General features: G+C 64.7%; 20 protein-coding genes. 10 read left to right on the top strand and 10 right to left on the bottom strand.

Annotation, left to right across the window (positions count from 1 at the left end; translation table 11 throughout):
• Positions 1-67: 67 nt before the first annotated feature.
• Positions 68-403, top strand: coding sequence for a hypothetical protein (locus ABIB91_RS35475; RefSeq protein WP_007597175.1), 336 nt, complete (start codon positions 68-70; stop codon positions 401-403).
• A gap of 73 nt (positions 404-476) precedes the next feature.
• Here ABIB91_RS35475 and ABIB91_RS35470 read toward each other — a convergent pair whose 3' ends face one another.
• From ABIB91_RS35470 to ABIB91_RS35450, 5 genes are all read right to left on the bottom strand, one after another.
• Entirely contained in the window at positions 477-1,919 is a 1,443-nt protein-coding gene (locus ABIB91_RS35470; protein ID WP_354171481.1) for a homospermidine synthase, read from the bottom strand.
• Between the two features lie 45 nt (positions 1,920-1,964).
• Positions 1,965-2,354 (bottom strand): RidA family protein, encoded by a 390-nt coding sequence (locus ABIB91_RS35465; protein ID WP_354126805.1) that lies wholly within the window; start codon positions 2,352-2,354, stop codon positions 1,965-1,967.
• A gap of 135 nt (positions 2,355-2,489) precedes the next feature.
• Entirely contained in the window at positions 2,490-3,077 is a 588-nt protein-coding gene (locus tag ABIB91_RS35460) for a GNAT family N-acetyltransferase (protein WP_354171483.1), read from the bottom strand.
• 132 nt (positions 3,078-3,209) lie between these two features.
• On the bottom strand, positions 3,210-4,352 hold the full coding sequence (locus tag ABIB91_RS35455) for a type III PLP-dependent enzyme (protein ID WP_354171485.1): 1,143 nt from the start codon (positions 4,350-4,352) through the stop codon (positions 3,210-3,212).
• A gap of 672 nt (positions 4,353-5,024) precedes the next feature.
• On the bottom strand, positions 5,025-5,279 hold the full coding sequence (locus ABIB91_RS35450) for a hypothetical protein (RefSeq protein ID WP_007597166.1): 255 nt from the start codon (positions 5,277-5,279) through the stop codon (positions 5,025-5,027).
• A gap of 136 nt (positions 5,280-5,415) precedes the next feature.
• Here ABIB91_RS35450 and ABIB91_RS35445 point away from each other — a divergent pair, with 136 nt between their 5' ends.
• Genes ABIB91_RS35445 through ABIB91_RS35435 form a run of 3 tightly spaced genes read left to right on the top strand, consistent with a single transcriptional unit; the run spans position 5,416 to position 9,196 of the window.
• Positions 5,416-7,497 carry a M3 family metallopeptidase gene (locus tag ABIB91_RS35445; protein WP_354126803.1) on the top strand — a complete coding sequence of 694 codons (2,082 nt, stop codon included), beginning with the start codon at positions 5,416-5,418 and terminating at the stop codon, positions 7,495-7,497.
• Positions 7,497-8,135, top strand: a complete 639-nt coding sequence (locus tag ABIB91_RS35440; protein ID WP_354171488.1) for a DUF1007 family protein — start codon at positions 7,497-7,499, stop codon at positions 8,133-8,135. The genes ABIB91_RS35445 and ABIB91_RS35440 overlap by 1 nt, the downstream gene beginning before the upstream one ends.
• A complete protein-coding gene (locus ABIB91_RS35435) occupies positions 8,132-9,196 on the top strand; it encodes a nickel/cobalt transporter (protein ID WP_354171490.1) in 1,065 nt (354 codons plus the stop codon). The genes ABIB91_RS35440 and ABIB91_RS35435 overlap by 4 nt, the downstream gene beginning before the upstream one ends.
• A gap of 108 nt (positions 9,197-9,304) precedes the next feature.
• Here ABIB91_RS35435 and ABIB91_RS35430 read toward each other — a convergent pair whose 3' ends face one another.
• The gene (locus tag ABIB91_RS35430; RefSeq protein ID WP_354171492.1) at positions 9,305-9,703 is read right to left on the bottom strand and encodes an MAPEG family protein; all 399 of its coding nucleotides are present in this window, start codon (positions 9,701-9,703) and stop codon (positions 9,305-9,307) included.
• A gap of 81 nt (positions 9,704-9,784) precedes the next feature.
• On the opposite strand from ABIB91_RS35430, the gene hemH reads away from it, so the two are divergent.
• From hemH to ABIB91_RS35410, 4 genes are all read left to right on the top strand, one after another.
• Positions 9,785-10,825 carry a ferrochelatase gene (gene hemH, locus ABIB91_RS35425; protein ID WP_219680338.1) on the top strand — a complete coding sequence of 347 codons (1,041 nt, stop codon included), beginning with the start codon at positions 9,785-9,787 and terminating at the stop codon, positions 10,823-10,825.
• A gap of 22 nt (positions 10,826-10,847) precedes the next feature.
• Complete coding sequence (locus ABIB91_RS35420) at positions 10,848-11,819, top strand: ABC transporter substrate-binding protein (RefSeq protein WP_354171494.1); 972 nt, start codon at positions 10,848-10,850, stop codon at positions 11,817-11,819.
• Positions 11,820-12,092: 273 nt separating this feature from the next.
• The gene (locus tag ABIB91_RS35415; RefSeq protein ID WP_219680333.1) at positions 12,093-13,094 is read left to right on the top strand and encodes an SPFH domain-containing protein; all 1,002 of its coding nucleotides are present in this window, start codon (positions 12,093-12,095) and stop codon (positions 13,092-13,094) included.
• Positions 13,095-13,164: 70 nt separating this feature from the next.
• The gene (locus ABIB91_RS35410; protein ID WP_219680332.1) at positions 13,165-13,611 is read left to right on the top strand and encodes an NfeD family protein; all 447 of its coding nucleotides are present in this window, start codon (positions 13,165-13,167) and stop codon (positions 13,609-13,611) included.
• A 169-nt stretch (positions 13,612-13,780) separates the two neighbouring features.
• Here the strand turns inward: ABIB91_RS35410 and ABIB91_RS35405 are convergent, their stop codons facing one another.
• The gene (locus ABIB91_RS35405; RefSeq protein ID WP_354171497.1) at positions 13,781-14,110 is read right to left on the bottom strand and encodes a winged helix-turn-helix transcriptional regulator; all 330 of its coding nucleotides are present in this window, start codon (positions 14,108-14,110) and stop codon (positions 13,781-13,783) included.
• Positions 14,111-14,182: 72 nt separating this feature from the next.
• On the opposite strand from ABIB91_RS35405, the gene ABIB91_RS35400 reads away from it, so the two are divergent.
• The gene (locus ABIB91_RS35400; RefSeq protein WP_007597148.1) at positions 14,183-14,734 is read left to right on the top strand and encodes a carboxymuconolactone decarboxylase family protein; all 552 of its coding nucleotides are present in this window, start codon (positions 14,183-14,185) and stop codon (positions 14,732-14,734) included.
• Between the two features lie 105 nt (positions 14,735-14,839).
• Here the strand turns inward: ABIB91_RS35400 and ABIB91_RS35395 are convergent, their stop codons facing one another.
• On the bottom strand, positions 14,840-15,847 hold the full coding sequence (locus ABIB91_RS35395) for a KpsF/GutQ family sugar-phosphate isomerase (RefSeq protein ID WP_354171500.1): 1,008 nt from the start codon (positions 15,845-15,847) through the stop codon (positions 14,840-14,842).
• 191 nt (positions 15,848-16,038) lie between these two features.
• On the opposite strand from ABIB91_RS35395, the gene ABIB91_RS35390 reads away from it, so the two are divergent.
• Positions 16,039-17,820, top strand: coding sequence for an outer membrane beta-barrel protein (locus tag ABIB91_RS35390; protein WP_354171502.1), 1,782 nt, complete (start codon positions 16,039-16,041; stop codon positions 17,818-17,820).
• A 214-nt stretch (positions 17,821-18,034) separates the two neighbouring features.
• Here the strand turns inward: ABIB91_RS35390 and ABIB91_RS35385 are convergent, their stop codons facing one another.
• Both ABIB91_RS35385 and ABIB91_RS35380 read right to left on the bottom strand, forming a co-directional pair.
• Positions 18,035-19,486 (bottom strand): glutamate synthase subunit beta, encoded by a 1,452-nt coding sequence (locus ABIB91_RS35385; RefSeq protein ID WP_354171504.1) that lies wholly within the window; start codon positions 19,484-19,486, stop codon positions 18,035-18,037.
• Between the two features lie 143 nt (positions 19,487-19,629).
• Positions 19,630-20,121 (bottom strand): GltB/FmdC/FwdC-like GXGXG domain-containing protein (locus ABIB91_RS35380; RefSeq protein ID WP_502917064.1); only part of this gene is annotated, 492 nt, incomplete at its 5' end.

Raw genomic sequence — 20,121 nt, 5'->3', positions numbered from 1 at the left:
GCCGTCACGGGCAGGGAACCGCAGACCGGCGATTTCGTTGATCCCCTGGACAAAGGCGGTGATCGACATGCCCGGCCAATATGACAAGCGCAGACTGAAGCTCGACCTGATGGTTGCCTGCTCGCTGTTCGCGGCAGGCGTCGTAGTGTCAGGCATGTCGCTGGCGCAAATCCGCGCCGAGACCCGGATGCAGACGGCCCAGGCGACGCAACCCCTTCAGGGCACGCCGTCCGACGATCAGAACAAGCCCGCGGAAGCCAAGCCCGGCGGCGACCGGCCGACCACGCCCGCCCCAGAGCCGGCGCGACCCGACCCACAGACGCAAGGGGCTGCCGGTGCGGCTAAACCAGCATTGCCGCCAGCGCCAGCCGAGAAGATCGCGCCGCCGATTGAGAGGAAGTAGGCTCCCCTGTCATTCCGGGCTCGCGCCAAGTGGCGCGCCTCGGAATGACGAGCGGAGAGTTGGGTGACGGCTCTCACCGCACCAGAACGTTCCGGAACTGCCACGGATCTGACGTATCGATATCCTCCGGAAACAGTCCCGGACGATCCGTCAGCGGCGTCCAGTCGGTATAAAACCCCTTCACCGGGCCGAGATACGGCAGCTGAATTTCCAGCAGGCGATCGAAATCCATCTCGTCGGCTTCGACGATGCCTTCGTTCGGGTTTTCGAGCGCCCACACCATGCCGCCGAGCACGGCGGAGGTCACTTGCAGGCCAGTGGCGTTCTGGTAGGGCGCGAGCTTGCGGGTCTCTTCGATGGAGAGCTGCGAGCCGTACCAATAGGCATTGTTGTCATGGCCGAACAGCAGCACGCCGAGTTCGTCGATACCGTCGACGATCTCGTTCTCGTCGAGGATGTGGTGCTTCTCCTGCATCTTCGCGGCGCGGCCGAACATTTCATGCAGTGACAGCACGGCGTCGTCAGCCGGATGATAGGCATAGTGGCAGGTCGGACGGTACACCGCCGTGCCCGATGCGTCGCGCACGGTGAAATAGTCGGCGATCGAGATCGACTCGTTGTGGGTGACGAGGAAGCCATACTGCGCGCCGCGGGTCGGGCACCAGGTGCGCACGCGCGTGTTGGCGCCGGGCTGCATCAGATAGATGGCAGCGCCACAGCCGGCTTCGTGAGTCCGCGCATTTTCGGGCATCCATTTTTCATGGGTGCCCCAGCCGAGTTCTGATGGCTGCACGCCTTCCGACAGAAAACCTTCCACCGACCAGGTGTTGACGAAGACATCCGGCTCTTTCGGCTTCTTGGAGCGCTGGGTGTCGCGTTCAGCGATGTGGATGCCCTTGATGCCGGCCTGTCGCATCAAGTCCGCCCATTCGGCTTTGGTTTTCGGCTTGGGGGCATTGAGCTTCAGATCGGCGGCGACATTGAGCAGCGCCTGTTTCACGAAAAACGAGACCATGCCGGGATTGGCGCCACAGCAGGAGACCGCCGTCGTCGAGCCGGCGGGGCGCGCCTTCTTGGCAGCCAGCGTCGCTTCGCGAAGGGCGTAATTGGAGCGCGCTTCCGGGCCTTTCGAGGAGTCGAAATAGAAGCCGAGCCAGGGCTCGTTGACGGTGTCGATATAGAGAGCGCCGAGCTCGTTGCAGAGCTCCATGATGTCGGTGGAACCGGTATCGACCGAGAGATTGACGCAAAAGCCCTGGCCGCCGCCCTCAGTGAGCAGCGGGGTCAGCAACTCGCGATAATTGTCCCTGGTCACGGCCTTCTGGATGAAACGCACATTGTGCTTCTCGCAATGCGCCTTGCGGCCCTCGTCCTTGGGATCGATCACGGTGACGCGCGACTTGTCGTAATCGAGATGCCGCTCGATCAGCGGCAACGTGCCTTTCCCGATGGAGCCGAAGCCGACCATGACGATGGGACCAGTGATCTTCGCGTAGATCTGCGAGGCGGGGCTCATGGGATGGTTTCTCCGGAACGTGCTGGCGGACAAAGGGTGGGTGGATCAAGCGCTACGGCGCTTGGCGGTGACTTCGATCTCGACCTTCATCTCGGGCTTGGCGAGGCCGCTGACGACCAGCAAGGTCGCGGCCGGCCTGATGTCACCGAGAACCTCGCCGCAGACGGCGAAATGGGCATCGATATAGCTAGCGTCGGTGACGTAATAGGTCGCGCGGACGATATCGGCCATCTCGAATCCGCCCTCCTGCAGGGCGGCTTCGATGGTCTTGAAGCAGTTGCGTGACTGGCTCGTGACATCGGCCGGCATGGCCATCGTCGTGTAGTCATAGCCGGTGGTGCCCGCGACGAAGGCGAACTCGCCGTCGATCACGGCGCGGCTGTAGCCGACGGTCTTCTCAAGCGGAGAGCCGGTGGAGATCAGGCGACGGGACATGGTCTTGGGCCTCGACTGAAGGGGGCGTTTGGCGGGTTAAAGGGCGTTTCTCAGGCCCGCGCAACCCTAAAGAAACGGACACGCGCGAGCATCGCCGCTCAATGCGGCTTCGGTCCTCGCCATCATGGCAATCCCTTAGGCCGCGCGCGCCTCGAGGGCGCGAACTACCCTCCGTTTGGGCAAGGCCGCGCCGGTCGGGACGATCATCCCTTCGGCGCCATCCAGCGCACCGGTCTGGAATTCGACCGCCAGCAGGCGGTCGCGCTCGAACGGGCCGGGCAGCACCAGCGCGCCGGTCCTCTCGGGCGAGAAACCGAAGCGAGCATAATAAGGGGCATCGCCGAGCAGGATCACGGCTTCATGCCCGCGCGCCCGGGCGGCAGCCAGCGCTTGTTGCATCAGCGCGGCGCCGATCCCGAGCTCGCGGCAGGCAGGGTCCACCGCCAGCGGTCCGAGGACCAGAGCGGGCCTGCCTCCGGCGCTGACGTGCCACAGCCGCACGGTTCCCACGAGCTTCCCCTCGCGCATCGCGGCCAGCGCAAGGCCGGCTGCGGGTGCGCGTCCGTCGCGCAGGCGCTGGCAGGTGCGGCCATGGCGGTTATCGCCAAAGGACGCATCGAGCAGCGCTTCACGCATCGCAACGTCGCCAGCACGCTCCGCACGGATCGCGAACGGAGCGGCTTTCGAGGTGGGGTCAACCTGTGTCTTCCGAAGAGCAGTCATGGCGCGTCAGTCCCCGCTTGAAGCCGACGTGCGCAAAGCACGCCGGTCCAAGGCGTCGTCAGAAATCGAAATGTCAGGGAGGGAGCCGGCAAGCCGGCTCCCGGGTTCGTCAGGCCTCAGACGAGAGGCGGATCAGATGTGGTAGGTCTTCAACGGCGGGATGCCGTTGAACGCCACCGCCGAGTAGGTCGACGTATAGGCCCCGGTGCCTTCGATCAGCAGCTTGTCGCCGATCTCGAGCGTCACCGGAAGCGGATACGGGTTCTTCTCGTACAGCACGTCGGCGCTGTCGCAGGTTGGCCCAGCGAGCACGCACGGTGTCATGTCCGCACCGTCATGCGGGGTGCGGATGGCGTAACGGATCGACTCGTCCATGGTCTCGGCGAGACCGCCGAACTTGCCGATGTCCAGATAGACCCAGCGCACCTCGTCCTCGTCGCTCTTCTTGGAGATGAGCACGACCTCGGACTCGATGATGCCGGCGTTGCCCACCATGCCGCGGCCCGGCTCGATGATGGTCTCCGGAATCTGGTTGCCGAAGTGCTTGCGCAGCGCGCGGAAGATCGAGCGCCCGTAGGTGACCACCGGCGGCACGTCCTTCAGGTACTTGGTCGGGAAACCGCCGCCCATGTTGACCATGGTCAGGTTGATACCGCGCTCCGCGCAGTCGCGGAACACCTGCGAGGCCATCGCCAGTGCACGGTCCCACGCCTTCACCTTGCGCTGCTGCGACCCGACATGGAAGGAGATGCCGCACGGCTCCAGGCCCAGACGCTTGGCAACGTCGAGCACGTCGACGGCCATCTCCGGGTCGCAGCCGAACTTGCGCGACAGCGGCCATTCGGCGCCGGCGCAGTCGTAGAGGATGCGGCAGAACACCTTTGCGCCGGGGGCTGCACGGGCGACCTTCTCGACCTCGGCGACGCAATCGACCGCGAACAGCCGAATGCCGAGCGCGAAGGCACGCGCGATGTCGCGCTCCTTCTTGATCGTGTTGCCGAAGGAGATGCGGTCGGGCGTCGCACCGGCGGCCAACGCCATCTCGATCTCGGCGACCGTGGCGGTGTCGAAGCAGGAGCCCATGGAGGCGAGCAAAGCCAGCACTTCCGGCGCCGGGTTCGCCTTGACGGCATAGAACACGCGGCTGTCGGGCAGCGCCTTGGCAAAGGTCTGGTAATTGTCGCGCACGACTTCGAGGTCGACGACGAGGCACGGTTCGGTGTCGAGGCCCTCGCTGCGGCGGTTGCGCAGGAATTCCTGGATACGGTCGGTCATAGCACTCTCCCAAACGGCCCAGCGACGGGGATCCGTTCAAAAAATGACGTCGGATAAGAGCGCTCCGGCCAGATCGCGCGATGGAGGCGCGACGAGCCAAAGACTCAGATCAGACTGTGCTGCCGTGGATTGGTTGGGAATGTTCCCGCCCGCACACCTGGCAATGAAGGACAAGCCTTTTCAGTAGCCCGCGCCGGCGTTGGACTGCCGGTAGAGACCAAAAAAGCCCGATCCGTCGTTGCTTTAAGTCGCGTCCCCCGTTGAGAGCGGGGTGCGCCGGTTCGCCTCCGGCTGCCAGTCACGGTTGCAAAGAGCAAAGTCACCTTCGACAAGGCATCTCTTTGAGAGAGATGCTGGACGCTCCGGGTTTGCTTTCGTCTTCCGGCTATGAGCCTTCCGACTTCCACACTTCCGAAGAGCCCCTCGGCTTCTTCACCCCTTGGCGGCTGTCCGGCCTCTTGTCCGGATACCTACCGACTGACACACGACCACAGGCACGTGCGAAATTGGGCAATCCGCACATAAGTGTTTTGACTCTGCTTCGCAAGAGATTTTTTAGCCTGCGAACAGAATTGCCTAACATCTGCTTGCGCAGTGTTGCGCGAGCGACGCGGAAGATGAACGCGCGTTAAGTTTTCTGTGCGGCGCGCGTCACTCGCGCGCGTGCGCGCTTCAGCCGCGCTTCGTGAACGGCTCGACGCGCTGAGCGGCGCGGATGAAGGCAGTCATGACGAGCACGCCGAGCGCGAACAGCGCGGCCTGAAGGATGTGCGTGCCCTGCTCGCCCAGCCCGAACAGGATCGCGAGCGCCCAGCCGCCGGCAAACGCCGCGCCGAACACCTCGGCGCCGATCAGGATGGCGGCGCTGATGACGGTGATGACGCTCGGCCAGACGATCCGACGGGAAGACGAGGAAGTCGCGTTCATGAGCTCAGGGGTCCTAGGCTTTGAAGGGCCGCAATCTCCCCGAAAAGGCAGCCGGGAGCAAGGGCAAATGGCCCAAAAAAGCCCCATCGCGTGCTATAGCTGGCCGCAACAATCGAGCCACAAATCGGGACTTGTAATGTCAGAAACCCGCCAAACTACGGACTCCGAGACCAACCCGCTGCTGAAGGCCTGGGTGACGCCATTTGCGACCCCGCCCTTCGACGAGATCAGGCCGGAGCACTTCCTCCCGGCCTTCGAGCAGGCCTTCGCGGACCACTCCGCCGAGATCGCTGCGATCACCAACGACCCGACTGCGCCCGACTTCGCCAACACCATCACGGCGCTGGAGCGCTCGGGCAAGCTGCTCAGCAAGGTTGCGTCAGTCTTTTACGACCTCGTCTCGGCGCATTCCAACCCGGCCATCCTGGAGATCGACAAGGAGGTTTCCTTGCGGATGGCGCGGCACTGGAATCCCATCATGATGAACGCCGTGCTGTTTGGCCGCATCGCCCAGCTGCACGAGAACCGCGCCAATCTCGGTCTGACACCGGAACAGCTCCGCCTGCTCGAGCGTACCTACACCCGCTTCCACCGTTCCGGCGCCGGCCTCTCCGAAGAGGCAAAGACGCGGATGGCAGAGATCAACGAGAGACTCGCCCAGCTCGGCACCAGCTTCAGTCATCATCTGCTCGGCGACGAGCAGGAATGGTTCATGGAGCTCGGCGAAGCCGACCGCCAGGGCCTGCCGGAGAGTTTTGTCGCCAGCGCCAAGGCTGCGGCAGAAGAACGCGGCATGGCCGGCAAGGCCATCGTCACGCTGTCGCGCTCCTCGGTGGAACAGTTCCTGAAGAGCTCGGCCCGGCGTGACCTGCGGGAGAAGGTCTACAAGGCTTTCACCGCGCGGGGCGACAACGGCAATGCCAACGACAACAACGCGACCATCGTCGAGGTCCTGAAGCTGCGCGAGGAGAGCGCCAATCTCCTGGGCTATCCGACTTTCGCGGCCTACCGGCTCGAGGATTCCATGGCCAAGACGCCGGAAGCGGTGCGCGGCCTTCTGGAGCGGGTCTGGAAACCGGCGCGGGCGCGGGCCCTCGCCGACCGCGACGACATGCAGGCGCTGATCACGGAGGAGGGTGGCAATTTCAAGCTCGCCCCCTGGGACTGGCGCTTCTATGCCGAAAAGCTCCGCCTTCAGCGCGCCAATTTCGACGACGCCGCGATCAAGCCGTATCTGGCGCTCGATCACATGATCGCCGCCGCCTTCGACTGTGCCACGCGCCTGTTCGGCGTCACCTTCGAGGAGCGCAAGAACGTGCCGGTCTGGCATCCGGACGTCCGGGTTTGGGAGATGAAGGGGCAGGACGGCAAGCACAAGGCGCTGTTCTATGGCGACTACTTCGCCCGGCCGTCGAAGCGCTCCGGCGCCTGGATGACCTCGCTGCGCGACCAGCAGAAGCTCGACGGCGAGGTCGCACCCCTGATCCTCAACATCTGCAACTTCTCAAAGGGCGCGGATGGGGAACCCTCGCTGCTGTCGCCGGACGACGCCCGCACCCTGTTCCACGAGTTCGGCCACGGCCTGCACGGCATGCTCTCCAACGTGACCTATCCGTCGCTGTCGGGCACCTCCGTGTTCACCGATTTCGTCGAGTTGCCGTCGCAGCTCTACGAGCACTGGCAGGAGCGACCGGAGGTGCTGCAGCAGTTCGCCCGCCACTACCAGACCGGCGAGCCGCTGCCGGACGATCTGCTGCAAAGGTTCCTGGCCGCCCGAAAATTCAACCAGGGTTTTGCCACCGTCGAGTTCGTCTCCTCGGCGCTGATCGATCTCGAATTCCACACCCAGCCGGCCTCCGCCGCGCAGGATGTCCGCGCCTTCGAGAGACGCGAGCTGGAAAAGATCGGCATGCCCGAGGAGATCTCGCTGCGTCACCGTCCCACGCAATTCGGTCACATCTTCACCGGCGATCACTATGCCGCCGGCTATTACAGCTACATGTGGTCGGAGGTGATGGATGCCGACGCCTTCGGCGCGTTCGAGGAAGCCGGCGACATCTTCGATCCCGCCGTCGCAAAACGCCTGCATGACGACATCTACTCGAGCGGCGGATCGGTCGATCCGGAAGCCGCCTATGAGGCCTTCCGCGGCCGCCCGCCGGAGCCCGACGCGCTCTTGCGTCGCCGCGGCCTGCTCGACGCTCCGAAGGCGGCCTGATGGGCATGCGGGCCCTGTTGGGGCTGCTGCTCGGTGTCGCCCTGTCGCTCACCTCGGGCGCGGCGCAGGCGCACCCGCATGTCTGGATCACAGCGATGAGCGAGCTGCTCTATGCCGCGGACGGCAGCATCACCGGCGTGCGCCACGCCTGGACGTTTGACGACATGTTCTCGGCCTATGCGGTGCAGGGGCTCGAGAGCAAGACCAAGGGCGCCTACACCCGCGAGGAGCTGGGGCCGCTGGCGCAGACCAATGTCGAGTCGCTGAAGGAATATGCCTACTTCACCTTCGCGCGAGCCGACGGCAAGAAGGAGCGATTCCAGGAGCCGGTCGACTATTTCCTCGACTACAAGGATACCGTGCTGACCCTGCACTTCACGCTGCCGCTGAAGAACCCGGTCAAGCCCAAGCAATTGATGCTCGAAGTGTTCGACCGCTCCTTCTTCATCGACTTCCAGATGGCCAAGGACAAACCGGTCAAGCTGGTCGGCGCGCCCGCCGGCTGCCAGATGAAACTTGAGCGGCCGAGCGACGGCACCGCGAGTGCGCAGAAGCTCAACGAGCAGACCTTCATGAACGGCGAGAATTCCAATTTCGGCATGATGTTCGCCAACAAGATCACGGTGGATTGCCCGTGAAGCGGCAACTCACGCCCATGGCACGCGGGCTCGCTGTCTGCGCCGGCGTTCTTCTCGTCGTGGGCGTGACCGATGCGGCGCTCCACGATCTCCTCGCGCAGAACCCGTTCGGCGCGCCGCGTTCGCCACAAGCTGCCCAGCCCGAGGCCGGCGGCTTGATCGGCTGGCTGTTGGCAAAACAGTCGGAATTCTATCGGCAGATGTCGGCGACCATCCGCGCCGCGAAGTCCGATGGCTCCGCGGTGTGGACGCTGCTGTTCATTTCCTTTGCCTATGGCATTTTCCACGCGGCCGGCCCGGGCCACGGTAAGGCGGTGATCGCCTCCTATCTCGTCGCCAATCGCGAGACCGCCCGGCGGGGCATCGCGCTGTCGTTTGCCTCGGCGTTGATGCAGTCGCTGGTGGCGATCCTGATGGTCGGCATCTCGGCCTGGGTGCTGAATGCGACCGCCAAGACTATGTGCAAGGCGGAGGGCGTGATCGAGATCGCGAGCTACGCGTTGATCGCGCTGTTCGGTCTGCGCCTGGTCTGGGTCAAGGGCCGCACCTTCATCCGCGCGCTCCAGGTGGTCCAGCCGGTGCCGGCGATCGCGGGCGTGCCGCATGACCATGATCACGACCATCACCATGCGCACGCCCATCATCACCACCAGCATGACCACGTCCATGACGAGCATTGCGGCCATTCCCACGGCCCCACCCCGAGCGAACTCGGCGGCCCGGGTGGCTGGGGACGCGGCTTTGCCGCGATCCTGACCGTCGGCATCCGTCCCTGTTCGGGCGCGATCCTGGTGCTGGTGTTCGCGCTGGCCCAAGGCCTGTTCTGGGCCGGCATCGCCGCGACCTTGCTGATGGGGCTCGGCACCGCGATCACCGTCGCGGCCATTGCGGTGGTCGCCGTCTCCGCCAAGGACATCGCCGCCCGCCTGAGCGCCGGACGCGACGGCAGCGGCGCAATGTTCATGCGCGGCATCGAATTCGCCGCCGCCGGCCTCGTGCTGCTGTTCGGCGCAGGCCTGTTGTTGGGTTACGTCGCGGCCGAACGGACGACGTGTTTTTGAGCGGCAGGTGTTGTAGCCCGGATGGAGCGAAGCGCAATCCGGGACAGTGCCGCCGTGGAGGGGACCCCAGATTACGCTTCGCTCCATCCGGGCTACGGTTTCACGAACTCACACCGGCAGAAACTGCTTCAACGCCGGCATGAAGAATATCCCGAGATTGATCGCAAAGCCGATGCTCCAGAGGATCGAGCGCAGCGTCGGGCGGTTGCCGAGATAGGTCAGCACATAGGCGATCCGCACGATCAGGAACAGCACCGCGAGCTCGTCGATCAGGCGCTGCGGCGAATCCCTGTATTCGGCCAGCAGCACCGCAAAGGCGAAGAACGGAAAGGTCTCGATACCATTCTGGTGGGCGCCGAGCGCGCGCTGCGCGATGGCGTCTTCGTAGAAGGCGGGATCGCGCGGGCGTGAATTGTCGAACCCGCGAAACCTGATCCATTTGACCGAGGCGATCGTCACCAAATAGAGCAGCAATGCTCCGAAGACGCACCATTCCGCGAGTGTCATCTTTCCTCCCCGCCTCGGTGCGACCCTAGCGAAACCGGCCTGATCTTGACAAGCTCGGGGCAACGCGCGACCCAACGAGGCATGACAACCCTAGCCCCTCTCAAGACCGCGATGCCGGCCACGCAGCCCGCCCCCTCGCGCGTCGGCGTGCTCCTGGTCAATCTCGGCACGCCCGATACCGCCGACGCGCGCGGCGTGCGGGTCTATCTGAAGGAGTTCCTCTCGGACGCCCGTGTCATCGAGGATCAGGGCTTGATCTGGAAGCTGGTGCTGAACGGCATCATCCTGCGCACCCGCCCCCGCGCCAAGGCGCGCGACTATCTCAAGATCTGGAACACCGAGAAGAACGAGTCGCCGCTCAAGACCATCACGCGCTCGCAGAGCGACAAGCTCGGAGCCATGCTGTCGGACCGCGAGCAGGTGACGGTGGAATGGGCGATGCGCTACGGTAACCCCTCGATCAAGTCGGGCGTCGATGCGCTGATTGCGAAGGGCTGCGATCGCATTCTTGCCGTACCCCTCTATCCGCAATATTCGGCTGCGACGTCGGCCACCGTCTGCGACGAGGTGTTTCGCGTGCTTGCGCGGCTGCGCGCGCAGCCGACGCTGCGGGTGACGCCGCCTTATTACGAGGACGAAGCCTATATCGAGGCGCTCGCCACCTCGGTCGAGACGCATCTGGCGAGCCTGCCGTTCAAGCCGGAGCTGATCGTCGCCTCCTTCCACGGCATGCCGAAGGCCTATGTCGACAAGGGCGATCCCTATCAGGACCAATGCGTGGCCACGACGGAGGCGCTGCGCCGCCGGCTGGGGATGGACGAGACAAAGTTGCTGCTGACCTTCCAGTCGCGCTTCGGATTCGACGAGTGGCTGCAGCCCTACACCGACAAGACCATGGAGCGTCTGGCGAAAGAGGGCGTGCGCCGCATCGCGGTGATCACGCCGGGTTTTTCCGCCGACTGCCTCGAGACGCTGGAGGAGATCGCGCAGGAGAATGCCGAGATCTTCGAGCACAATGGTGGCGAGCAGTTTTCCGCGATCCCCTGCCTCAACGACAGCAACCCCGGCATGGATGTGATCCGAACGCTGGTGCTGCGCGAACTCCAGGGCTGGATAGAGTGAGCCTGGATCCGAGGAGCGCCCCATGAACCGCCGCGAGGTTCTGGCGCTTCTTGGGGTGGCCGCTGCGCTGCCGGCCTCAGTGCTGGCGCAGCAGCCGACGCGCCGGCTCGGCGTGCTCTCGGTCACGGCGGCCGACGATGCGATCGGGCCGACGCGTAGCGCGGTCCTGGTCCAGGCGCTTGCCGGCCATGGCTGGAAGGAGCGCGACAACCTCAAGATCGATTGGCGCAACGGCGGCGGCGACCGCGCACGGATCGCGCAATTCGCTGACGAACTCGTGGCGCTCAAGCCCGACATCCTGCTTGCGGTCGGCACGCCCTCGGTCGAGGAGCTGCGCCGGCGCACGACGACGATCCCGATCGTTTTCGCCGTCGTCACCGATCCGGTCAGCCAGGGCTTTGTCCAGAATCTCGCCCATCCCGGCGGCAATGTCACCGGCTTCACCGATTACGACGGCCCGCTGGCCGGAAAATGGCTCGAGATGCTGACGCAGGTCGTGCCAAGACCGTCCCGTGTCTTCGTGGTCTACAATCCCGCCACCGCGCCGTTCGCGCCGCTGATGCTGGGTACGATCGAGGATGCTGGCCGCGCGCTCGATGTGACGGTGGAGCCGGCGCCGATCCATGACACGGCCTCGATCGTCGCCCTGGCTTCGCGGAAAGACGGCGGCCTGCTGGTGCTGCCGGACTTCTTCACCATGTCCAACCGTGCGCTTCTGCTGGCGGCCATCAATGAAGCGCGCGTGCCGGCGGTGTTCTGGAGCCGTACCTTCGTCGACGAGGGTGGCTTGATGTCCTACAGCACCGACAGCGCCGAGCAGCTCCGCCGCGCCGCCTCCTATATCGATCGCATCCTGAAGGGGGCGCGGGCGGCCGACCTGCCGGTCCAAAATCCAACCACGTTCGAGCTGGCGATCAACTTGAAGACGGCCAGGGCGATCGGCGTCACGCTTTCGCCAAGCCTGCTCGCAACCGCGAACGAGGTCATCGAGTAGGATTTGGCTGCGACCGCCGGCACGGCCGGATTCGTTAACGTCGTCGCTAGGTCTGCTCCAGCGCGCTTTCAAGAGCGCCTCGCAAATACATAATCGCGACCATTCCCTCTCCCGGCGTCTTGTGTAGAATCCTGCCGATGCCGAAATCATCTACGACCGCTGAACACTGGATCCTTTACCGAACGCTTTACTGAACCCTTGGGGTCGTGATCCCGACCAATGACAGCGCGGAAAAGGGCCTTTTCCAACAATCTTTTCCGCCTTGGAGGAAATATGAGCGGTTTCGACATTTTCGCGATTGTCCTGGTTTTGCTCGTCATCGTCACGCTGGTGGCCGGCGTAAAGACGGTGCCGCAGGGCTATGACTGGACCATCGAGCGGTTCGGCAAATACACCCAGACGCTGAGCCCCGGGCTCAATCTGATCGTGCCCTATTTCGATCGCGTCGGACGCAAGATCAACATGATGGAGCAGGTGATCGACATTCCCGAGCAAGAGGTGATCACCAAGGACAACGCCACCGTGACCGTCGACGGCGTCGCCTTCTTTCAGGTGTTCGACGCCGCCAAGGCGAGCTACGAGGTCTCAAACCTGACCCAAGCCGTCACCGTGCTGACCATGACTAACATCCGTTCGGTGATGGGGTCGATGGATCTCGACCAGGTGTTGTCGCATCGCGACGAAATCAACGAGCGCCTGCTGCGTGTGGTCGATGCCGCCGTCTCGCCCTGGGGCCTTAAGGTCAATCGTATCGAGATCAAGGACATCGTGCCGCCGGCGGACCTCGTCGAAGCCATGGGCCGACAGATGAAGGCCGAGCGCGTCAAACGCGCCGACATCCTTCAGGCTGAAGGTGCACGCCAGTCCGAGATCCTGCGCGCCGAGGGTGCCAAGCAGGGCCAAATTCTCCAGGCGGAAGGTCGCCGCGAGGCCGCCTTCCGCGACGCCGAAGCACGCGAGCGGTCGGCGGAAGCTGAGGCCAAGGCGACGCAGATGGTCAGTGAAGCCATCGCCAAGGGCGACGTCGCGGCGCTGAACTATTTTATCGCCGACAAGTATATCAAGGCGTTCGGGCAACTGGCTGAATCGCCGAACCAGAAGGTCATCATGCTTCCGGTCGAAGCCATGAGCATGCTGGGCTCGCTCGCCGGCATCGGCGAGATTGCAAAGGCAACGTTCGGTGAAAGCGCGGCGTCCGCGGCCGCTGCCGCCCGCCGCGGCTCGGTGCCGACGACCGGCAGCACGCCACCCGCGGTGCCGCCGCGTCAGGGGTAAAGCGCATGCCCCGGAAAAGTGGACACCGGTTTTCCGACAAGGGCATGCGTCATTTGAAAGAGGTCGTGTCATGACCGACATGTTCGTATCGCTCGGCACCTGGAACTGGCTGATCTTCGGCTTCATCCTGATGGCGCTGGAGGTGCTGGCGCCGGGAGTCTTCCTGTTCTGGCTCGGACTCGCCGCGCTGCTGGTCGGGCTGATCTCGTTCGGAGTAGCGATATCCTGGCAGATCCAGCTCGTGATGTTCGCGATCTTCGCCGCCGCCGCCGTGCCGGTATGGCGCCGCCTCGCCCGGCCGAAGCCGGATGCAATTGCCGCCAGCCCCTTCCTCAACAAGCGCTCCGAGGCGCTCTTGGGCCGCGAGTTCACGCTGGAGAAGCCGATCGTCGACGGCAACGGCACCATGCGCATTGGCGACACCGTCTGGCGCGTCGCAGGCCCCGATACGCCGGCAGGCACGCGTGTGAAGGTGGTGCAAGTGGACGGCGCGAATCTGACGGTGGCGGCGGCGTAGCTATTTTCCCTCCCCCCTTGTGGGGGAGGGTGGCTCGCCGCGGAGCGGCGAGTGAGGGGTATCTCTCCCCGAATGCCGAACTGAGTTTGGGGATGCACACCCCTCATCGGGCGCTTCGCGCCACCTTCTCCCGCAAGGGGAGAAGGAAGGTCGGAAGCGCCGCTGCATCTCAGCTCTTCTTCCACCTCTCCGCAAACCGGTGCAGTGGCATGAACGTCTCGCACAATTCCCGTCCGAGCGCCGTCAGCCCGTAACCGCTGGCTTCGCCGAGCGCCACGAACCCGGCCTCGCGTAAATCGTCCAGCCGCGCCTGCAGCACCGTCGGCGAGGCCTCGTCGCAGGCGGTGCGCAATGCGCGCGAGGTGAGGGGGGCATCGCGCAATTCCCACAGGATCCGCAGGCTCCAGCGTCGTCCCAGGAGGTCGAGCAGCACCATGGTCGGCCGCCCGGTGCGCGAGCCACGGACGCCGCGCGATCTGGAAGTGGTCTGTTTCGCCATTGTCGGCCTCTTGCGTGTCGCTACAAATAGTGTAGCGTAATGCTACAGTAAATGTAGCAAGGAAGACGGCCGATGTCCCAGGCCACGCCGCGCATTGCCCCGCTCACCCCGCCTTATCCCCCGGAGATCCAGGCGCAGTTCGACCGCATCATGCGCGGTGCGCCGCCGCTGCTGCTGTTCCGGGTGATGGCGGGCCAAACCCGCGCCTGGGACAAATTTCGCGCCGCCGGCCTGCTCGATCCCGGCCCGCTCTCGTTGCGCCAGCGCGAGATCGTCATTGACCGCACCTGCGCGCTGAACAAATGCGAATATGAATGGGGCGTGCACGTCGCGATCTTCGGCGCGCCGGCGGGGCTTACCAATGACGAGGTGCGTGCGACCGTGCAGGGCGATGCGGCGTCATCGTGCTGGTCCCCGGCCGAGCAGGCGCTGATCGCAGCCGTTGACGCGCTGCATCACCGTGCGTCGCTTGACGACGCCGAGTTCGCCGCGCTGTCGGCGCATTACGACGAGGCGCAGATCCTGGAGATCATGCTGCTGTGCGGCTTCTACCGCACGGTCTCGTATCTGGCGAACGGACTGCGGTTGCCGCTGGAGGAGACGGCGGCAAGATTTCCGGCGTAGCTTTAACCGTCGTCATTGCGAGCGTAGCGAAGCAATCCAGAGTCTTTCCGCGGAGGCAGTCTGGATTGCTTCGCTACGCTCGCAATGACGGAGGAGATGGGCCCCCTACGCCACGCCCGCCCGCAGCAAATCGTGCAGGTGCACGATGCCCACCACCTTGTCAGCCTCGGTCACCACCAGCGTCGTGATCTTGCGGGTGTTGAGCACCTCGATCATCTCGGTGGCCAGCATCGAGGGCGGCACGGTTTTCGGCTGCCTGGTCATGACGTCATCGACCGATGCCGCCAGCAGGTCCGGCCGCATGTGACGGCGCAGGTCGCCGTCGGTGATGATGCCGACAGCCTCGGCCGCATCGTTGACGATGCAGACGCAGCCGAGGCCCTTGGCCGACATCTCCATCACCGCGTCCGACATCTTGGTGCCGAGCGGCTTAACCGGGATCTCCGCGCCGGTGCGCATGTAGTCGCGGACGAACTTCAGCATCGCCCCTAACTTGCCGCCGGGGTGGAAATGCGCGAACTCCAGCGCGGTGAAGCCGCGGCCTTCGAGCAGGGCGATCGCGAGCGCATCGCCGATCGCGGCCTGCATCAGGGTCGAGGTGGTCGGCGCCAGATTGTGCGGGCAGGCCTCGCGCGCCTTCGGCAGCTCGATCACGATGTCGGCCGCTTGTCCGAGCGAGGACGCCGCGTTCGACGTCACCGCGATCATGGGGATCGCGAACCGCGCGGAATAGTTCACCAGCGTCTTCATCTCCGGCTGCTCGCCGGACCAGGACAGCGCCATGATAACGTCGTCGGTGGTGATCATGCCGAGGTCGCCATGGGCGGCTTCGGCGGTGTGCACGAAGAAGGCGGGCGTGCCGGTCGAGGCCAGCGTTGCCGCGATCTTGCGGCCCATATGGCCCGACTTGCCGAGTCCGGTGACGATGACGCGGCCCTTCGCGTTGCGGATCAGATCGACCGCCTGGGCGAAGCTCGCGCCAAGCGGGCCGCGCAGGGCGGCGGCGAGCGCGTTGATACCGCCGCTCTCCGTTTCCAGCGTGCGGAGTGCGGATTCGACGCTGTCGGGAATGGGGCCGGATGATTGGGTCATCAGCGGTTTCGAACTCGGCATGTTCTGGTCCAGGGAGGAGGGGCGTTCGTCCGTTGGCGCCTGCTTAGCACGCCACGGCCTTCGAGGCGACGAGGGCGCCCCAACCCTCAACCGGTCGTTAACCATAATTGTTTTAACTCCATTAACGATAGTTCCCGCCGATCGGCTGGGATGATCGCGAAAGTGTTTGATTTCGTTGGAGTTCTTCCATCGTGGGGTCGTCTCCAGGCACGAGCCGGAGCAAGCGCGCGCATTTTCTGCGCGCGGCTTTGCCGTGCTTTGCGCTGACGGTCCTCGGAAGCGCCCCCGGGACGGCCCAGAGCCTCACCCCCGATCTGTTCAGTCCTAACCGCGGTGGCTTCGCATCGCCCGACACGCTGCCGACGCGCCGGACCGCGGGCGTGCCGCAGGCACCGTCGGATGCACTGCCGACGCTGCCAGATCCCAATGCCGATTTGCGAAAGCGCCAGCAGGCGCCGGCGCGCCCAGGCCAGAACCCGAACAGCCAAAACCCGACCAACCCAAACCCGACCAACCAGGTCCCGATCTACGGCCTGCCTGCCGCCAATGGCGCCAGCGCCTCCGGCTACGATTCGCTCAACCGCAAGCGACAGCAGCCGAAGCTCTATCCCGGACAGCCGAAGCCGAAGCGCCCGGTCGGCCCCGGCTCGCCGGTGCCGCCGGCAACGCCGGAGCGAACGCTCGGCCCGCCGCGCATCGCGCCGCCGCCCTCCGAGACCGCGCACAAGACGCCGGTGCCGCCGGCGCTGGCCGGCAACGTGCCCGGTCAGCCGCTGCGCCGCCGCCTCAAGCTCGACGAGGATGCGTTCGGCGCGGTCGGCGACTATGCGGGCAGCTTCCTGATCAAGGGCGGGCTCGAGCTCTCCACCGGCTACGACACCAACCCGGCGCGCTTGAACAAGCCGGTCGGCTCGCCGGCCTATGTCGTTGCGCCCGACCTTCTCGTGGCGTCCGATTGGGAGCGCCACGCGCTGGTCGCGGATCTGCGCGGCTCGTTCTCGGGCTACACCAACAACATGCCGGCGACGATCGACGGCTTTGCCTCGCCGTCGCCGGTCGAGGTTGACCGCCCCGACTTCAACGGCCACATCGACGGCCGCATCGACGTCAATCGCGATCTCAAGCTGACCACGCAGCTGAGACTGCGGCTCGCCACCGACAATCCCGGCAGTCCGAACGTGCAGGCCGGCCTGCAGAAATTTCCTGTTTATGCCACCTATGGCACGACCGTCGGCTTCGACCAGACCTTCAACCGCTTCCAGGTCGCGGCTGGCGCGACCGTCGATCGCACCGCCTACACCAACTCGAAACTCACCGACGGCTCGACCTTCAGCAACGATGACCGCGACTTCAACCAGTATGGCGGCGTGGGGCGTTTCTCCTACGAATTGAAGCCGGGCTTGAAGCCGTTCGTCGAGATCCAGGGCGACACCCGCGTGCACGACCAGGCCGCCGACCGCAACGGCTTCTTCCGCGATTCAAACGGCGGCTACGCCAAGGTCGGCACGTCCTTCGAGTTCTCGCGCATCCTGACCGGCGAGGTCTCGGTCGGCTATTCCGCACGCAACTATGTCGATCCGCGCCTGAGCCAGCTCTCCGGCTTCCTGACCTCGGGCTCGCTGATCTGGAACGCAAGCGGCCTCACCACGGTGAAATTCGCCACCGACACGCAGATCGCCGAAACCACTATCCCCGGCTCCTCCGGCGTGCTGGTGCATACCTACGGGGTCGAAGTCGATCACGACTTCCGCCGCTGGCTCACTGCCGTCGGCAAATTCACCTACGGCACCTACGACTACCAGGGCCAGAATCGCAACGACAAGACCTACTCGTTCGAAAGCAATCTGATCTACAAGCTCAACCGCAACATCTGGATCAAGGGCACGCTCCGCCACGACATCCTGGATTCGAACCAGGCGGGCTCAAGCTCGGAGGGGACGGTAGTGATGGTCGGGGTGAGGCTGCAGAATTAGCGCGTGTGGCCGTTGCCATTGGCGATACCAAGCCCGAGGTGTCGTCCTGGCGAAAGCCAGGACCCATTACCCCAGGGAGTAGTTTGGCGAAGACTCGTCGTTTGGTACTGCGACCGGCCAACGATCGAGGGATCACGCGGTATGGGTCCTGGCTTTCGCCAGGACGACAGCGGATTTATTGCCTGACTCCGAGCTTGCGCGGCTCGCGCAAAGTTCAGCGCGGCAGATCCGTCTTCCCCATCAGGAACGTATCGATCGACCTTGCGCACAGCCGGCCCTCGCGGATGGCCCAGACCACCAGCGATTGGCCGCGGCGCATGTCGCCGGCGGTGAACACGTTCGGGCGTGAGGTCTGGTAGTCGAGCGTGTTGGCCTTGACGTTGCCGCGCGGGTCGAGCTCGACCGACAGCAGCTTCAAAAGGCCCTCGTGCACGGGATGGACGAAGCCCATCGCGAGCAGGACGAGGTCGGCGTCGAGCTCGAACTCGGTGCCGGCGATCGGCTTGAACTTGTCGTCGACGCGCACGCAATGCAGCTTCTTGACCTTGCCGTTATCGCCCGAAAACTTCTGCGTCAGCACTGCGAATTCGCGGACCGCGCCTTCGGCCTGGCTCGAGGACGTCCGCATCTTCAGCGGCCAGTTCGGCCACGTCAGGCCCTTGTTCTCGTGCTCGGGCGGAGCGGGCATGATCTCGAGCTGGGTCACGGAGAGCGCGCCCTGGCGCAGCGAGGTGCCGATGCAGTCGGATCCCGTGTCGCCGCCGCCGATGACAACGACATGCTTGCCGCCGGCCAGAATCTCCTGGACGCCGCCGAGCGGCTCCTCGGACACGCGGCGGTTCTGCTGCGGAAGGAAGTCCATGGCGTAGTGGATGCCGGCGAGGTCACGGCCGGGGATCGGCAGGTCGCGCGGGGCTTCGGCGCCGCCGGTCAGCGCGACGGCGTCGTACTCGTTGAGCATCTCGCGCGGATCGACGTTGCCGTCGACGCCGACATGGCTGTTGTAGTGGAAGGTGACGCCTTCGCCTTCCATCTGCGCCACGCGGCGGTCGATGACGTTCTTTTCCATCTTGAAGTCGGGAATGCCGTAGCGCAGCAGGCCGCCGGCCTTGGCGAACTTCTCGAACAGATGCACGTCGTGGCCGGCGCGCGCGAGCTGCTGCGCGCAGGCCATGCCGGCCGGACCCGAGCCGATCACCGCGACCTTCTTGCCGGTCTTGTGGGCGGCGACCTCGGGCTTCAGCCAGCCATTGTCCCAGGCACGGTCGACGATCGCGCATTCGATGGTCTTGATGGTGACGGGGTTGTCGTCGATGTTGAGCGTGCAGGACGCTTCACACGGCGCCGGGCAGATGCGTCCCGTGAACTCCGGGAAATTGTTGGTCGAGTGCAGATTGCGCGAGGCTTCTTCCCAGTTGCCCTGGTAGACGAGGTCGTTCCAGTCCGGGATCTGGTTGTTGACCGGGCAGCCCGGCGTGCCGGGCGCGACGGAGCCGGTGCCGTGGCAATAGGGAATGCCGCAGTTCATGCAGCGCGCGGCCTGGTCGCGCGTTTCCTTCTCGGAGAGGGGAACGACGAACTCGTGGAAATGCTTCACGCGCTCGGCGACCGGGGTGTACTTGCGGTCATGCCGTTCGATTTCGAGAAAACCCGTGATCTTGCCCATTAAACCCGAAGTCCCTGCCGTCTAATCGTTTGTTGTTTCCTCACCGTCATTGCGAGGAGCTCTTGCGACGAAGCAATCCAGTCTGCTTCCGAGTAGAAAGTCTGGATTGCTTCGCTGCGCTCGCAATGACGGGCGCTGATGTCCTACGCCCCGATCGCGATTTTCGGCTCGGCGTCCGCGTTGGCGGCCATCTCGCGCAGCGCGCGCCGGTATTCGACCGGCATCACCTTGCGGAATTTGGGCAGCCAGTCCTTCCAGTTGGCCAGGATGTCGGCGGCGCGCCTGGAGCCGGTCGCCTTGGCATGGCGCGTGATCAGGACGTGGAGCCGCTCGACGTCGGAGGCGAGCAGGTCCTTGAACACGTCGACCCGGCCGTGCGCCTCGAGGTCACCGGAATGGTGATAGGTGCCCGCGTTGATCAGCTCTTCCGACAGTACCGGCTCGAGCTCGACCATTGCCATGTTGCACAGCCTGTCGAAGTCGCCGGTCTCGTCCAGCACATAGGCGATGCCGCCCGACATGCCGGCCGCAAAGTTGCGTCCGGTCTTGCCGAGCACGACCACGATGCCGCCGGTCATGTATTCGCAGCAATGGTCGCCCGCGCCCTCGACCACCGCCACGGCGCCGGAATTGCG

Origin of the sequence: Bradyrhizobium sp. JR4.3 (assembly GCF_040547695.1) — a bacterium.
In the GTDB taxonomy this organism is placed as follows: Bacteria; Pseudomonadota; Alphaproteobacteria; order Rhizobiales; family Xanthobacteraceae; genus Bradyrhizobium; species Bradyrhizobium canariense.
Note: the sequence above shows the minus strand (reverse complement) of the source record. Positions and strands in the feature narration are given on the sequence as shown.

Bases quoted from the DNA above. Each gene is read 5' to 3' on its own strand.
- ABIB91_RS35455 (WP_354171485.1), bottom strand. From the start codon at position 4,352: ATGACCGACCGTATCCAGGAATTCCTGCGCAACCGCCGCAGCGAGGGC.
- ABIB91_RS35460 (WP_354171483.1), bottom strand. From the start codon at position 3,077: ATGACTGCTCTTCGGAAGACACAGGTTGACCCCACCTCGAAAGCCGCT.
- ABIB91_RS35400 (WP_007597148.1), top strand. From the start codon at position 14,183: ATGTCCCAGGCCACGCCGCGCATTGCCCCGCTCACCCCGCCTTATCCC.
- ABIB91_RS35405 (WP_354171497.1), bottom strand. From the start codon at position 14,110: ATGGCGAAACAGACCACTTCCAGATCGCGCGGCGTCCGTGGCTCGCGC.
- ABIB91_RS35420 (WP_354171494.1), top strand. From the start codon at position 10,848: ATGAACCGCCGCGAGGTTCTGGCGCTTCTTGGGGTGGCCGCTGCGCTG.
- hemH (WP_219680338.1), top strand. From the start codon at position 9,785: ATGACAACCCTAGCCCCTCTCAAGACCGCGATGCCGGCCACGCAGCCC.
- ABIB91_RS35465 (WP_354126805.1), bottom strand. From the start codon at position 2,354: ATGTCCCGTCGCCTGATCTCCACCGGCTCTCCGCTTGAGAAGACCGTC.
- ABIB91_RS35470 (WP_354171481.1), bottom strand. From the start codon at position 1,919: ATGAGCCCCGCCTCGCAGATCTACGCGAAGATCACTGGTCCCATCGTC.
- ABIB91_RS35440 (WP_354171488.1), top strand. From the start codon at position 7,497: ATGGGCATGCGGGCCCTGTTGGGGCTGCTGCTCGGTGTCGCCCTGTCG.
- ABIB91_RS35450 (WP_007597166.1), bottom strand. From the start codon at position 5,279: ATGAACGCGACTTCCTCGTCTTCCCGTCGGATCGTCTGGCCGAGCGTC.
- ABIB91_RS35475 (WP_007597175.1), top strand. From the start codon at position 68: ATGCCCGGCCAATATGACAAGCGCAGACTGAAGCTCGACCTGATGGTT.
- ABIB91_RS35415 (WP_219680333.1), top strand. From the start codon at position 12,093: ATGAGCGGTTTCGACATTTTCGCGATTGTCCTGGTTTTGCTCGTCATC.
- ABIB91_RS35395 (WP_354171500.1), bottom strand. From the start codon at position 15,847: ATGCCGAGTTCGAAACCGCTGATGACCCAATCATCCGGCCCCATTCCC.
- ABIB91_RS35385 (WP_354171504.1), bottom strand. From the start codon at position 19,486: ATGGGCAAGATCACGGGTTTTCTCGAAATCGAACGGCATGACCGCAAG.
- ABIB91_RS35445 (WP_354126803.1), top strand. From the start codon at position 5,416: ATGTCAGAAACCCGCCAAACTACGGACTCCGAGACCAACCCGCTGCTG.
- ABIB91_RS35430 (WP_354171492.1), bottom strand. From the start codon at position 9,703: ATGACACTCGCGGAATGGTGCGTCTTCGGAGCATTGCTGCTCTATTTG.
- ABIB91_RS35410 (WP_219680332.1), top strand. From the start codon at position 13,165: ATGACCGACATGTTCGTATCGCTCGGCACCTGGAACTGGCTGATCTTC.